Below are 16,282 nucleotides of genomic sequence, written 5' to 3'. Positions count from 1 at the left end.
ATATAATAATTAATAAAACAAGTTTATTAATTAAAAAGTACATTAACTCCCATAAATTAAATATATTTTTAAAATTAACAAAACAGAAACTTTATTGTTAATCTTTAATGTAAATATAGCTTATGTTATTGATTTGTACAATAATACTTTATCTGTCTTATATGCATAAGAAACAGTTTTTTATAAAAAGTCACATAAATATATAAAATTAAACTTTTAAGATTTTACTAAATAGCAAACAAAAAAACGTCCTGAATCTTTTCAGGACGTTTAAATTTTTGTTAATTAATTTGATTTTAGAATCCTGTACCTGGAGATTCTGGGCTTTGAGCTTGAGCTTTTTGAGGACTAAGGATTAGATAAGTTCCAAGTGCGGTTAAAGCTGCGTATTTACCGTAATTTCCTATTTTTTTAATAGCATCTTTACGAGTAATTTCTTCTTTATTATTGTTTGTCTGTTTTTTCATGATGTTTCGTTTTAAAATTCTCGTTATTATTCTAAAATTATTTTCTTACTTACTTTATCTGTTTCAGTTTGCACTTTTGCAAAGTAAATACCAGTTGCTAATTTTGATAAAGAAATATCTTTAACTCCACTAGCTTCAAAAGAAATACGCATCATTTGTTTTCCAAGAATATTATATAAAGAAACTGAGGTTTTTCCTTGTGGTAAACCAACAATTCTTAACGTTGTATCATTCGATTTAAAAATGCTTAAACTATTTAATATCACATCAGTATTAACATTTAAAGCACTAGAATTTGTATGTAAATAAAAGCGTCCAGTACCATTTATCTCATTTTCAAATGTTACTTTAAAATTGCTGTTAGCTTCATCTAAACGTGTAAATGTATTTTCTTGTCTGTCTTCTAAATACACATTAATACCTTCTGGTAAGTTGTTGGCATTTATGCTAAAAGTAACTTCTTTGCCAGCTTCCGATTTTACTCCAACAGGAACAACTAAATTTTCATAATCGTTATCTGGTAAAGCTTGTCTTCTAAAAGAAATTCCTTCATCATTTTCAATTAAATGTGAATAGATTCTTAAATCTGATGAAACTCCATCAAAAATACCAATATCAAAACCAGCATCTAAGCTTGTAGTTTTACCATCTAAATAATTAATTTGAGTTGTTTTAGTACTTGTTCCATTAGAAATTGTTAAATCAATTGATGGATTAGAACTTTTGTAAAAGGTAATTCCTGATTGATGACTTTGCATTGCTTCAGTAATAGAAGCAGTTCCACTTGCAACATTAGAATTTACAAAAAATGCTTGACCTGGATGTACATAACCAGTTGTTAAATCATCATAAGAACTTGTTGAAGCATTCCAAACATAAATAGCTTGAAAACCTGCAGATAAATTACTACTGTTAGCCGTTATAAAAGCAGCGATATCAATATAAGAAGGATAAGGGTTACCAATTAAATTCCAGTTATTTACATCTTGCGTAATAGCTGGAGAAACTGGAGATGTAGTTGGGAAAGTTCCTGTAAAACTATATTCTCCAGCTCCAGTTCTTTTTAAAGAATAACCTACACCGTCTCCAAAAGTTCCACTTGCACCACCTTGCATGTACACCCATTGACCTGTGGTTCCATCAGCAGTACCATTTTGGTAAGTTGCAATTGCTCTATTTGTTGCTGTAACAGAACCAGAAGCAATTCCATTATTTGTAACCCAAGTGTCATCATAACCTTCTCCTACAACTGGTGAAGAAACTAAATGCCAGTCAGTATCACCAACATGTACATTATAAGTTATTGCGCCAGTAAATGTAGATTGAGCAATTAAAGAAGCACCTGCATCTAAAGTAGCTCTATTTATTGCGACTGCAGAAGTCGCGGTTGGTTGATTTGTAACTACAGGAATATAAACATTATGTGTTGAAGCAGGAATTCCTTCAGTCCAGTTTGTACCTGTTGCCCAATCATTATCTGTTGTTCCTGTCCAAGTATTTGGGTAGCTTTTGCTATCTGAAAATGTTATAGAACCATCTGGACCAGGATTTACACCAGCACCAGTACCTGGAGAAATAGAAGAAATATCACCTATCACTTCATCAGACAACCACGCAGAAGTAGCTATATAAGAAACTACAAAATCAAACTTATCATTAGCTGTTATTCCTAATTCAGAAAAATCAACTGTTAATGTATGTGTTGCAGCTGCATTATCTCCAGTGGGAGATAGGTTTGCACTTCCATCTGTACCATCAGTTCCATATGTATGAGAAACACCACTAGCTAAAGTAAACCAAGCACCAAAATTAGCATCAAATGCTATAGCAAAATCAGCTGTAAAACCAACAGGAAAATTAATTGAAGGATTATTACCAGCATTATTATTTGTAGAAATAGCTGTTCTGAGTCCATCTCCAGAATCATTAAAACCTGTAGTGTCTGAGAAACCTCCAGATTTAGAATCAATGTAAATTACTACAGCATTTGAAAGGAGATCAGATCCCCTTGAAAAATCAAAAGTAATTGTTGTTCCATCATCAGAAACGTTAAGATTAGAAGCACCTACAGTACCCCCAAACCCAGTATTACCATTTCCAGTATATGTTACTTGTGCTTGAAAAGTAACACTAAAAAGCATGCTTAAAAAAGCTAAAAAATAATTTTTTTTCATAATTTTCATTTTAGATTAGTTAATAATTAATTTTTTTGTTTGTATTTGATTGTTTTTATTCTTGATGCGAATAAAGTAAATACCATGATTTAAGTCAGAAACGTTGTAGAAATTTGTCTTTACAATATCTTTAGAATATTTTTTTACTTGTTTACCAGTAACATCATAAATGTTGACATCTAAAACTTCACTAGAAAGTGTAAAGTTTGTTTTTGCTGGGTTAGGGTAAATTTTAAATAAACTTTCTTCTAAAACAATATCTTCATTAGAAAGTGTTGCAGGTTTATTTGCATAAATTTTAAATTCTCCTGGAGCTAAAGATATTGAAGCTGTTGTATTTGTTACGTTTATTGTAGAATTCTCATCTAGTAAGTCATACCAAGTACCTGTTTGTTGAAAGAAAGGAGAAATACCTTGTGTAGTTACCCCAAAATTTCCAATAATTACTATGCTTTGAATACCTGTAGCAGAAGGATTTGTTAAATGAATCTTTTTTAATCCGTTTGAATTTGCCACATCTAAAGAAAAATCTGTTGTTTCAAAAATATCATACTTTAATCTTAATTGAATAATTTTAGACCAAGTGTTATAAACATCTTTTCTGTTTTGATCCTCAAAATAATCCCATTTAATCGGTTTGTTACCAACTCTTCCGTTAAAATCAATACTATAATCGTACCCTAGTTCACCAAATTGCCAAATCATTTTTGGTCCTGGAATTGTAAAATAAAAAGCACCTGCTAATTCAATTCTATCTAAAGCAGTGTCTAAATCTTTTATATTATAGCTTCCACTAGAATTACCAAATTGTAGATTTTTATACATTAACCTTTCTTCATCGTGACTTTCCATATATCCTACATTTGCAGGTGCAGACCAGCCTCTGTTTTTGTATGAAATCCAAGAAAAATCTGAACCAGAATTAAAACCTTGGGTTGCTTCATTGTATTGATGATTATGATTACCCCACATCATAATGCCTTTTCCTTCACCTAATCTATAATTTACCCATTCTGTTTCTTCATCATTTCCTCCTAAATGCTCAAAAATAACATAGAAGTTTGGGTCAATATCCCATTGGTAATCAGCATATTCTTTTAAAACATCAACTCTATCTTGATTGTAACCATTTGTACAAGGATCACCATTTTCATTGGATAGATCACTTGCACAATTTTGGGTAAAACCTTTTGTTAAATCCCATCTAAAACCATCAATTTTGTATTCATCAATCCAATATTCAGTAACTCTTCTTACGTAATCTTTAGTAGCTTGTTTACTATGATTAAAATCGTTAAAAACACTATAAGCGTGTGTATCTGTTGCATTAAAGAAAGGGCTATCGCCACTTGCTTGTCCACCATAACTACCATTGTCAGTATTCCACATTCTATAATATGGATTTTGTCCACTTGCGTGATTAAAAGCAACATCAACAATTATAGCAATTCCTCTTGCATGACATTCGTCTATTAATTGCTTAAAAGCTGTTTTACTTCCATAGTATTTATCTAAAGCCATATGAAACGAAGGGTTGTATCCCCAAGATTCATTGCCATCAAATTCCATAATAGGCATAAATTCTATAGCGTTAATACCTAAATCTTGTAAGTAATCTAGTCTTGCTTTTACAGCATCAAAACTATGTAATTCATCAAAATCTCTAATAAGAAGTTCATAAATTACCAAATCTGTTTTTGCTGGTTTTTCAAAATTAGTTACTTGCCAATTATAAGGAGTATCTCCTGTTCTTAAAAGGGTAACTGAGTGGTTAGTATCTCCTGTTGGATAAGCTGGTAAGTCTGGATATGTTGTTGCGTTAATATATTGATCATTAGATTCTGTTAAAACTACTGTAGAATAAGGGTCTGCAACACGTAAAGTACCATTAATTAAATATTGATAAGTATGATTAGTTTGTGGTGTTAAACCTGTAAGTTCTATCCAAAACCTATCTTTTGAAAAATCTTTTTTCATTAAATAATTATCATTAGCATTCCATGAATTAAAGTCTCCAATAACATGTATAAACTCTTTACCAGGAGCATAAAAAACTAATGTTGCTTTGGTATTATCTGTAGTATTTAAATTGATACCATCTTTCATGTTTGCAGGCAAAGTTTCTGAAACAACTGTTGGCTTAACGATAACTTCAAAAGTGGAAGTTTGAGTAATTCCAGTATTTGTAGCTTCTAAAATAAAAGTTGTAGTTTCTGTTAGAGCAGGAGAGAAGCTATATTCTGTGATTCCATTTTGAGTGTCTATTGATACTCCGTTTGCTTTTAAGTTAAAATCTGCAACTAAAGAAGTAGTAGCAGAAATTGCAATGGTTTCTCCTGAATTTAAAATTGTGGGATTACTAGTTGGTGAGTTTAATGTTAACTGAAAAACACCAACATTAAATAATTGATCTTGAGATTTTTTATCTCCAGTTCCATCTTTGGCCTTTACTAACATACCAATTTTCCCAATTCCAGTTCTATTATAAAAAGTAGTTGGAACCATTGTAAATGAAAATGTACCATTTCCATTATTTGTTAATTTTTGAGCTTCGTTTGTGTTTGTCCAAGTACCATTTGTTGGTGAATCCATAGTGTTTTCACCATTTGAATCTAAAGACCATGCCCATAAATAAATATCTGAAACACCCCATGAAGATGTATTTATACCAGAAACTGTAACTGTTATTTCTTCATCTTCATTAAAAGTAGATGGGCTAACAGAAAAAGTTGCATTTTGCACTTGACTATTAACTAAAGATGTGATTAAAAAAAATATAATAAAAGTAATTTTTTTCATAAGATGAGAATTTTAAACAAAGGCTGTCATTTATAGATAGCCTTTGTAAATTTATAATAAGAAGTTATTTTGAAATAAGAATGTAATGACCAGTTAAATCATTAAACCATATATCATACGTACCATCAGTAGCTACAGGTATGTTATCTGACCAACCATACTGTGCAATACCATACTCATCAGTAGCATTAGAACTGTCATAACCCCAATTATGTGGCCAATCGTTTTCTGCTCTAAACTTCAAAAACTTACTTCCTATTAAAGTAACATCATTTATATACCAAATATGAGGGTCGTTAGAAGCTTGTGTCATGTCAGTATCTGAACCCCAACCATTAGGAGTTGCATCACCAATTATACCTATTGTAGTATAGGTGGCAGCAGCAGAAGCATCGTATGCAGTAGCAGTAAAGTTACCTGTTTCTCCAACAGTAGTAAAATTATATGTATAATAACCAGCAGCAGCTACATTAAAAGTACCAGGATCTGATCCTCCACCAAGATTAACTGCTAATGTTGAGCCGTCATTAGTTCCCCATTGTGGTTGCCATTGACCTATTACTTCTATTAATTTAAAAGCATCTGCCCCAAAATAACCTGTATAAGTATATCCATTAGGAGTATTTGGATCTCTAAATAATGGATTGTTGTTATTACCTGGATTCCATCCTGGTGCAGTTGCTCCACCTACTAAATATAAGTTTGGAAAAAACACATTATAAGCTGTAACGGAAATTGTTACTAAATCAGTTATTCTCTCTAATGTATCACCTCCTGGGTTTGTAATTGTAGATTTTACTCTAAGGTCTAACATTCCAGCAACATCTGCAGTTAATCCTGCTCCTAAAGCTACACTGTTTAAATCTGAATGAGTTTTAGAAATTGAAGCATCATTATCTACAGAACCAACAATTACTGGAGTTGCAAAATCTGTTCCAGCTGTTGCAGCTTCAACAACATAATTTATTGTTGCACCAGTTGATGAATCTAATATTGGATCAGACCATTCTACTGTCAAAGCAACATCATCACCATTAGCTAGTGCTAAAATAAAACTATCTCCTTCTGCAGGACTAGTTATTACTGGTGGGTTTGTTGGGTATGTTGTAACAAGAAGTAAAACTGTATTACTAATTTCACTACCTGTATTTAATCTTACATAAACAGCAGCATCTCTAAAATCTGTTGTACCAGAATTATTTATAACATCATTAAATTCTGTAACAGTCATAGAAAAATTATTCTTGTCTGTTGTGCCTAATTGAATAGGAGTTGTAAATGCATCATCAATAGCCATTTCAACATTATAGGTTGATGCCCCTGTTAAATCATCATTCCAAGTTAATGTAAAAGCTGGATTATCTGGTAAAGAGAAGTTTAATAATATACTACTAATTCCAGGTGTATTTAAAACAAACTCAGGATCTGCAGAGGTTATTTTGAAATTATCCTCTTCTTCACAAGCTACTAATAGAAGTGTTAATGCTAGCATTAAATAGCTTACTTTTTTTATAAATATTTTCATTTTTTATATATTTAAGTTGAATTGATATTATAGATTTAATGGAATTAAGATATAACGACCTGTTAAATCATTAAACCAAACATCATAGTCGTCTTCTACTTCAACAGGTATTGAATCTCCTCCATTTGCAGCTACACCAGAAAATGCTGTTGTATTTCCCCAAGTTGCGCCTTCATCTGTTAAAAATGATACTTCACCACGAGTTAATTTTACAGAATTGGCATACCAGATACTACTAAAGTTACCATTTAGTTGAGTCATAGCTATATTTTCTGTGCTAGTACCTTGTAATGTTAATGTAGCAGGACTTGATTGAGCAGAAGCATCAAAAGGTAGGAAACTAAAATTTTTATTTTTAAAATCAATTGTAAATTGATAATAACCAGCAGTTGCTATTGGAGAGTTATTGTTAGGAAAACTTCCAGGGTCTGTTCCTCCACCAGGATTTACGTCTATAGTAGAAGCATCATTTGTTCCCCATTGTGGCTGCCAAAAACCTTTAGTTTCTAAAATTTTAAATTCACCTGCTCCAAAATAACCAGTATAATAAAATTTATCTTTATTTGTTTCATCTCTAAATAAAGCTGGATTATTGTTATTATTTCCCCAGTCTGGTGCTGTAGCATTTCCTACCAAATAATAATCATCGTAAATATAATTATAATAAGGTAGCACATCAAACTGAATAGTGTTTGAAGTTAATGGAACGCCATCTAAGGTACCTAAAAACGAAACCACCCTTGTATAAATTGTAGTCCATTCAAAAGGTAATAAACCAGCATTACCAGCCAATGTATTTAATTGGTTAGAGCTTAAGGTAATAAAATTATCACTTATTATTGAACTTGCTTTTACAGAATTTGTAAAAGATTCATTATTAGCAAACTCAATAATATATTTTACTGGAGTTTGTTGCCCGTATTCTGCAGCTTCCCATGTTAATGTTATTGCAGGGTTATTTACATTAATAGCATCTAATTCAATAGTTTGTACTGGTAAATCTACTAAAATTGGGGCAGATGCGTTATCAGATACTTTAAATATCTCTGTATTATCTTCACAAGAACTAAAGAATACTATAGTACATGCTAAAAATAAAGTAGATAAAATTTTCTTATATTTTTTCATTGTTATAAAGTTTTAATAACCTGGGTTTTGTGTTAGGTTAGGATTAGCTTGAAGTGCAGATGAAGGAATTGGATAAACATTATACGTATCTGGAATTGATGTTCCATCTATAGAACCACCTTTCCAAGGCCACAAATAAGTACTTCCAGTAAATACACCGTAACGAATTAAATCTGTTCGTCTATGTCCTTCTAAATTTAATTCTCTACCTCTTTCATTTAAAATAAAAGGCAATCCATTGCTTTCATTGTTTTGTATATCTACAGCAGTAATTGGTGAAGCATTAGAACGTTCTCTAACATCATTTACATAACCTACAGCAGTTGTAATATCCGTATCAGCAGCTCCTCTAACTGCACATTCTGCATACATTAAATAAGCATCTGCTAATCTAAATAAAGGAAAATCTGTACTAGAAAAACTTGAGGGATCTGAAGACCCAGTAAAATTGGTGTTTCTAAATTTTATAGATGGATATCCATCTGTCCATTCTTTATAATCATTCATTTCGTAGTTATGACCATTTGTCCAAAATAAACTTGCTCTCACATCTGTAGAAATATTAAAATTACGATATAAACCATACCAAGACTTAGATGATCTGTGTCCTCCCCATCCTTCAGTAGCACCAAATTGAGCTAATGGTGTAGTATCTGCATTTAAACTACCATTAATAATATAAGTTGTGTTACCAAAACTCTGACTTACTTGAGCATCTGCAATTAAAGGGAAAATAATTTCTGTTGATGTATTATTATCTCCAGAAAAGATACTTACAAAATCTGTTGCAAGTGTATAAGGTCCTTCAGTAATTACTTTATTAGCATAAATTGCAGCATTATCATATTGTGCATTTCCAGTATATACTTCTGCATTTAAATAAAGTTTAGCCAATAACATTTGTGCTGCTCCTTTTGTAGCTCTACCGTAAGTATTTGTAGTTAATAATATTGGTTCAATAGCTAATAATTCTGATTCTACAAAGTTGAATAGTTCTAAACGAGTTGCTTGTGGTAATGGTTCTGTTTGTCCATAATTTTCTTCTGTAGCCAAAACACCTTTACCAAATACATCAATTAAGTAAAAATTTGCCAAAGCTCTAATAAAGCGTACTTCAGAAATAATTACTTCTTTTTCTCCTACTTCTACATTTGGTAAGATAGATAGTAAATTATTACATTGAGGAATGGTAAAGAAAATTCTATTGTATAAATATCTAAAGAATTTGTTTTCTGAAGTCCAATTACTAGTAGTAGTTAATTGGTCTAATCCATTGTCTCCCCAACGATTTTTCATTGCATCTGCTGCAAAATCTTGTAAGTTTACAATTCCTCTTAAAAAAGGAGATTCTCCTGCATCATCACTAATATCTGAGCTTCCAGATCCATTTGCACCTGATAGAGCAAAGGAACCATAAAGTCTAGATAATATTCCTTCTACCGCTTGAGGATCTTCAGCTAAAAGTTCTTCTAAAGTTAATTCTATTTCAGGTTTTGTATCTAAATCGTTTGTACATCCGGTAAAAAGAGTAATAAAAACCACAAAACTAGTAAGTAATTTCAAAAATTTGTTTTTTGTATTTTTCATAATTTTCATAAATTAAAAATCAATATTTACACCTATGTTATATATTGTTGCTCTAGGGTAGAAATTATTATCTATTCCCGAAAAATTTTCTGGATCTTGTCCTGAATAATTTGTAATTAAGAATGGGTTATTCACAGCGCCATATACTTTAAATACTACGCTTTTAAACACATCTTTTATTGTATGACCAACAGCAATGTTTTCACATCTTAAAAAAGATGCACCTTCAATGAAGTAATCTGAATATTGAACAGGGTCTAAGATTTCTGTAAACGCTGGGTTTGCTTCACCTGCTACAAAATCTAACGCATTATTAAAGAAGGTACCATCTAAAGACTGCGCATTTCTAATTACACCATTAGTTAATCTTCTAGAGTTATAAATTTCTCCATCTAATTGACCTCTAAAACTAGCACTTAGGTCCCAATTCTTATAGTTAACATTAAAACCAAAACCAAAGGTCCAATTAGGTTGTATTGCTCTATAATACCTGTCATTTTCATTAATTATTCCGTCATCATTTAAATCTACAAAAGAACCTAATATAGGGTTTCCTGCTGTGTCATATAATTGTTTAAGAACCCAAGCAGAACCAGCTTGTTGACCAACGGCATGTCTTAATAAAATATTTCCTGTACCAAAATTAAGGCCTCCGTTAGGAGCATTTATCTGTTCTACACCTTCTAAATCTGTAACTTTTGTATAGTTGTATGATAAGTTACTATTTAAGGAAACCTCTAAATCTTCTTTTCTAATAACGTTAAGATTTAAGTTTAATTCAAAACCTTTACTATCTGTAGCACCAATATTTTGGATTACTTGATCACTTAATGCTTGACCAGGAGGAACATTAGTTACAACTAATAAATCTGTTGTTTCTCTTTTATAAACATCAAAAGAACCTGAAATTAAATTATTTTTTAAGAAATCAAAATCGAAACCTAAATTGTATGTTGTTGTTTTTTCCCAAGTTAATTCTGGATTATATTCTTTTGCATTGTATAAATTTACTCCAGTAATATATTGACTTTCTGGAGAGCCAATTTCAAATAACGGAGTTGAAGGATAGAAACCTACTTGACCAGAAATATCTTGCTGCCCTGTTTGTCCCCAACCTAAACGAACTTTAAAGTCATTTATAAAATCTATATCTTTTATAAAATTTTCTTGTTTTAATTTCCAAGCTAATGCAGCAGAAGGAAAATACCCCCATCTATTTTCTTTATTGAAAAAAGAAGAACCATCAGCTCTTAAAGAAAATGTTACTAAGTATTTGTTTGCTAAATTGATGTTTGCTCTACTAAAAAAAGATTGTAGGTTCAATTCGTTAAAATATCTTGCAGTAGGATTGTTTGGATCAATATTAGGAATTCTTACTCCAGTAACTGGATCATTTTTAAAGTTTTCTTTAGTACCTTCATTTTTAAAATTCTGATAAGAATAACCACCTTGTACATCAAAATTATTGATAAAAGATTCATTAAATTCTTTTCTATAGGCAAGATACCCTTCTAAGGTTGTGTTTGTAATGTCTTGGTTCTCCCCAAAACTTTTTCCTGAATTAAATATATATGTTCCTGAAGGTTGACTAGAGTCTGGTACTAATGTATAAGAATTTACAGCATTATTTGCAAAATTTTCATTAATTTCTGCTTTAGATGCTTCTAAACCTAAGTTTAAAACTGCTCTTAATTCTGGTAATGCATGTAATTTATAATCTATTTCTATGTTACCTAAAATTCGTTGTACTTTTTCTGGTCTTGTTCTTTGTAGTAAAGTAGCTAAAGGGTTGCTAGAACCTGCTTTTGCATTTGGTGCATTTAAATCTGTTGAAGGACGTAATTGTTGGTAAAAACCATCAAAAACTGAATTAGCATCATAAACAGGTTTTGTAGGATCCATTGAAATTGCACCACCTAAAGCACCACCTTCATCAATAGAATTTTTATCAACCAAAGTACCTTTTGCATTTATATCAATTTTTAAATGATCATCAAAAAACTTAGGAGTTAATCTTAAAGATGCAGTAATTCTTTCATAATCATTGGTTTTTACAACACCTTCAGTGTTATTATAACCAATAGAAGCTCTAAAAGGTATCTTTTTAAATAAGTTTGTTCTTACTCCAAAGTTATAGTCTGTAGTAACAGCTGCTCTATAGATAGCATTTTGCCAGTCTGTATTATAAATTTGTCTCTGAAAAGAATTACCATCTTTATCATTAAGTGTTACAATAGTACTTGGTTCATTTGTGTTTACGGAACCTACAGGAACACCTAAAGCTTCTAAACTATCTGGATAATATGTTTTTGCAAAATTTACAAAGCTATCAGCATCCATTACTTGAATTTGATTATGATCACTAATATCACTTATTGAAGTTCTTGCAGAAAAATTATATTTTGTATCTCCAGAAGTTCCTTTTTTAGTAGTTATAATTAATACACCATTAGAAGCACGAGAACCATAAATTGCAGTAGCTGATGCGTCCTTTAAAATAGAAAAACTTTCTATGTCATTTGGGTTTATTAAACTTAAAGGGTTACCAACACCAGCAACACCTCCATTATCCAATGGAACTCCATCAATAACAATTAAAGGTGCGTTGTTTCCTGAAAGAGAAGATCCTCCACGAATTCTAATGTTAGGAGAAGCATCTGGTTGCCCCCCAGCACTTGTAATTCTAACACCAGCAGCTTTACCTTGTAATAATTGATCAGGAGAAACTACTGCGCCTGTATTAAAATCTTTTGCTGTAATTACATCAACAGAACCTGTTAAATCTTCCTTTTTTACGGTACCATAACCTACTACAACTATTTCTTCTAATTGTTCTGCAGATTCTTCTAATTCAACTGTTAAGTTAAAGTTTGTTCCAATAGTGATTTCCTTATCAGAAAAACCTAAGTATCTAAAAACTAACACATCGCCAGTATTTACTTTTTCAATATTAAAGTTTCCGTCAAAATCGGTTTCAGCACCTTTTATTGTGCCTTTAACCACTACACTTACACCAGGCAAAGGTTGACCTGTTGCTTTTTCTTTTACGACACCTTTTACTGTTTGTTGAGCAAACATGGTAAATGATGTACTTAAAAGAATACCAATTAATAATAATTTAAATTTTTTCATGTATAATTTGTTATAATAACTGTAAATTTGATTTGGACTTAACAATAAATCTACATTCCACTTAGTAAAGATAGAGTATAAACATGGTAATTTAGAATACAATAAATCACGAAATCGGTTTCGTGTTAACAACTTTTTTACTTAAATTTAATAATATTAACAGAAATTAACTCTAATATTTGTCTTTTAATAAAATATGAAGCAAAAAATTACAATTAAAACAATCGCCAAAGAATTAGGTGTTTCTACTTCAACGGTTTCTAAGGCATTAAAAGATAGCCATGAAATTAGTAAGGAAACAAAAGAAAAAATTCAAGCTTATGCAGATTTTTATAACTACAAACCTAATAGTTTAGCACTTCAACTTCGTAACCAAAAGACAAAAGTAATTGGTGTTATTTTACCTAAAATTGTACATCATTTTTTCTCTACAGTTATTATGGGAATTGAAGAAGGGGCTATTGAAAAAGGCTACCACATAATGGTTTGTTTTTCTAATGAATCTTATGAAAAAGAAGTGGAAACATTAAAAGTTTTATCTAACGGAAGTGTAGATGGTTTAATTGTGTCTATTGCTAATGAAACCCTTAAAAATAAAGACTTTAAGCATTTTACAGATCTAGTTGCAGAAGAGATTCCTTTGGTTTTATTTGACAGAGTTGTAGATGAAATTTTATGTGATAAAGTGGTTGTAGATGATGTTGGTGCGGGTTATAAAGCAACCAAACATTTATTAGCAAATGGTAGAAAAAAGATTGCTTTAATAACAACTCCAAATCATGTTAATGTAGGTGCTTTAAGAAGGCAGGGTTATGAAAAAGCTTTAATAGAAGGCTATGTTAAAACAGACAAGAATTTAATAATAGAGATTAACGAAAAGTTAGATATAAAAAAACAGATAGAAACTGTTTTTAATGAAGATATAGATGGCGTATTTGCGGTAAATGAAATTTATGCAGCAAATGCTATGAGAATTGCTAAAGAAAAAGGGTTAAAAGTACCTAAAGACCTTTCTGTAATTGGGTTTACAGATGGTTTAATCTCTGAATATTCATCACCTTCTATCACAACAATTGCACAACATGGTTTTACTATGGGTAAACAGGCTGTTGAACTTTTAATTGAAAGAATTGATAAAGAATCAGAAATATACAAACCTAAAAAGATTGTAATTTCTAGTGATTTAAAACTACGAGAATCTACGAAACCGTCGTCGTAGATTTTTTATTTACTTTTTATCAAATTAATAAAAAACACATACCTTTGTTGTATTAATCCGATTTATCAATAAATTACATTCCACAATATTTATTAATTGATAAGTCTAAAACACTTGTCGCAATATTCATTTATAATATTCGATAATGGAAAAGCGTAAGTTAAGCTTCTGGCAAATATGGAACATGAGTTTCGGATTTCTAGGAATACAATTTGGATTCGCCTTACAAGGTGGGTTTATGTCAAGAATTTTTCAAACTTTAGGAGCAGGAAAGGAAGATATTCCTTTACTATGGATTGCAGCACCTTTAACAGGTTTGCTTGTACAACCAGTTATTGGTTATATGAGTGACAGGACTTGGAGTGTAAAATGGGGTAGAAGAAGACCTTACTTTTTAGTAGGTGCTATCTTAAGTTCATTAGCACTGTTTTTTGTTCCTCATTCACCTGCTTTATGGGTTGCAGCTGGTTTTCTTTGGATTTTAGATGCTTCTATAAATATCTCTATGGAGCCTTTTAGAGCTTTAGTTGCAGATAAATTACCACAATCTCAAAGATCTTATGGTTTTGTTGTTCAAACATTAATTATAGGTATTGGAACTTGGATAGCAAGTAATTTACCTTGGATGGTTTCTCAATTTGGGGTTAGTAACGAAGCAGCATCTGGTGTAGTACCAATGTCTGTAAAAGTTGCTTTTGCAATTGGTGCTTTTGTATTTCTTGTAAGTATTCTGTATACCGTTTTTACAACGGATGAATATCCGCCAGAAGATATGGAAGAGTTTAAGAGAGAAAAAGCCAAGAGAAATAATTTTATTCCTGATATTTTAGAAAATATTGGAAGCATGCCAACTACAATGAAAAAATTGGGCGTTATTCAATTCTTTTCATGGTTTGCATTTTTTACAATGTGGAGTATGGCAAACCCTGCTTTAACAGAGCATGTTTTTAATACTCCTGCTCCAGTAGAAGCTGCTTTTAATATGGCCGATTCAGTACAAGCTGAAGCATTTAAAATTGCGAATACAAAATTCCAAGAATCATCTAATTCAGTGGGTTCTGCAATGGGAATTTATGGTTTGTCATCAATGGCATTTGCCTTATTACTAACTTTATATACTTCAAAAAGAAACATCAACAGAAAATATGTACATATGTTTTCTTTGATTTTGGGAGGTGCTGGTTTTTTATTAATGAATTCTGCTTCACCAGAAAGTTTAAAATACTGTTTTGTTTTAATAGGTTTTGCTTGGGGTAGTATTTTGTCGATGCCATATGCAATGTTATCTAGTTCTGTAGATCCAAAGAAAATGGGAGTAATTATGGGTATTTTTAACATGTTTATTGTTATTCCACAAATTATTGCGGCACTAGGAGGTATCAATTATGTATCAAGTTTATTGGGTGAAGAGGCTATAAATGCAATGACAGTTGCAGGAATTAGTTTGGTAATTGCAGGTTTCTGTAATTTATTGATTACCAATAAAAATGCAATTAGTTATCAAGAAGAGATTTAATAGTTACAATGAAAAAAGGATTTATATTTGATTTGGATGGTGTTATAGTTGACACTGCCAAATACCATTATTTAGCTTGGAAAAAATTAGCTAATCATTTAGGTTTCGAATTTACTAAAGAACAAAACGAATTATTTAAAGGCGTTAGTAGAAAACGTTGTTTAGAAATTTTGCTAGAAATTGGTAAAAGAGAAGCAACACAAGAAGAGTTTGATACTTGGATGGTAGAAAAAAACGTAGACTATTTAGAGTTTATAGAAAATATGGATGAATCTGAAATTCTTCCAGATGTTCCTAAAATATTGGAATTTTTGAAAAATAATAATATCCCAATAGCTTTAGGATCAGCAAGTAAAAACGCACAACCAATTTTAGAAAAAGTAAATTTATTACATTATTTTGATACAATTGTAGATGGAAATAATGTAACAAAAGCAAAACCAGACCCAGAGGTTTTTCTGCTTGCAGCAAAACAATTAGGTGTTGATGCTAATGATTGTGTAGTTTTTGAAGATGCGGTTGCAGGTATACAAGCTGCAAATGCTGCAAAAATGATAAGTATAGGTATTGGAGATAAAAATGTGCTTTCTGAAGCGCAATTTAACTTTAAAGATTTTACAGAAATTAGTACCGATTTTATTAAAAATTTATAAAAAGAAATGAGAATATAGAAATAAAAAAAGAGAAACCTTAGATTCTTCTTTGTTCTTTTCTCTTTGTTCTTTTCTCTCAAAA

Annotated in this window: 10 protein-coding genes; 3 read left to right on the top strand and 7 right to left on the bottom strand. The window is 31.1% G+C overall.

The genetic code is table 11. The features are described from left to right. Window positions 1–296 precede the first annotated feature (296 nt). The 7 genes from PHEL85_RS17920 to PHEL85_RS04520 all read right to left on the bottom strand — a co-directional run bounded on the left by PHEL85_RS17920 (window position 297) and on the right by PHEL85_RS04520 (window position 12,812). Window positions 297–467 carry a hypothetical protein gene (locus PHEL85_RS17920; protein ID WP_200882312.1) on the bottom strand — a complete coding sequence of 57 codons (171 nt, stop codon included), beginning with the start codon at window positions 465–467 and terminating at the stop codon, window positions 297–299. 26 nt (window positions 468–493) lie between these two features. Next, on the bottom strand, window positions 494–2,641 hold the full coding sequence (locus tag PHEL85_RS04545) for a T9SS type A sorting domain-containing protein (RefSeq protein WP_162179428.1): 2,148 nt from the start codon (window positions 2,639–2,641) through the stop codon (window positions 494–496). Window positions 2,642–2,656: 15 nt separating this feature from the next. Continuing rightward, a complete protein-coding gene (locus PHEL85_RS04540) occupies window positions 2,657–5,440 on the bottom strand; it encodes an alpha-amylase family glycosyl hydrolase (RefSeq protein WP_036821628.1) in 2,784 nt (927 codons plus the stop codon). 64 nt (window positions 5,441–5,504) lie between these two features. After that, window positions 5,505–6,965, bottom strand: a complete 1,461-nt coding sequence (locus PHEL85_RS17250) for a SusE domain-containing protein (protein ID WP_081965074.1) — start codon at window positions 6,963–6,965, stop codon at window positions 5,505–5,507. 27 nt (window positions 6,966–6,992) lie between these two features. Further along, window positions 6,993–8,093, bottom strand: a complete 1,101-nt coding sequence (locus PHEL85_RS04530) for a SusE domain-containing protein (protein ID WP_036821625.1) — start codon at window positions 8,091–8,093, stop codon at window positions 6,993–6,995. Window positions 8,094–8,105: 12 nt separating this feature from the next. After that, window positions 8,106–9,656, bottom strand: coding sequence for a RagB/SusD family nutrient uptake outer membrane protein (locus PHEL85_RS04525; RefSeq protein WP_036823118.1), 1,551 nt, complete (start codon window positions 9,654–9,656; stop codon window positions 8,106–8,108). Window positions 9,657–9,692: 36 nt separating this feature from the next. Then, a complete protein-coding gene (locus PHEL85_RS04520) occupies window positions 9,693–12,812 on the bottom strand; it encodes a SusC/RagA family TonB-linked outer membrane protein (RefSeq protein WP_036821622.1) in 3,120 nt (1,039 codons plus the stop codon). 196 nt (window positions 12,813–13,008) lie between these two features. On the opposite strand from PHEL85_RS04520, the gene PHEL85_RS04515 reads away from it, so the two are divergent. From PHEL85_RS04515 to pgmB, 3 genes are all read left to right on the top strand, one after another. Continuing rightward, complete coding sequence (locus PHEL85_RS04515; protein WP_036821619.1) at window positions 13,009–14,031, top strand: LacI family DNA-binding transcriptional regulator; 1,023 nt, start codon at window positions 13,009–13,011, stop codon at window positions 14,029–14,031. Window positions 14,032–14,176: 145 nt separating this feature from the next. Then, on the top strand, window positions 14,177–15,547 hold the full coding sequence (locus PHEL85_RS04510; RefSeq protein ID WP_036821616.1) for an MFS transporter: 1,371 nt from the start codon (window positions 14,177–14,179) through the stop codon (window positions 15,545–15,547). 8 nt (window positions 15,548–15,555) lie between these two features. Beyond that, window positions 15,556–16,200, top strand: a complete 645-nt coding sequence (gene pgmB, locus PHEL85_RS04505) for a beta-phosphoglucomutase (RefSeq protein ID WP_036821615.1) — start codon at window positions 15,556–15,558, stop codon at window positions 16,198–16,200. Window positions 16,201–16,282: the final 82 nt, after the last annotated feature.

The sequence above is a fragment of the Polaribacter sp. Hel1_85 genome, from assembly GCF_000766795.1.
Classification (GTDB): Bacteria; Bacteroidota; Bacteroidia; order Flavobacteriales; family Flavobacteriaceae; genus Polaribacter.
Note: the sequence above shows the minus strand (reverse complement) of the source record. Positions and strands in the feature narration are given on the sequence as shown.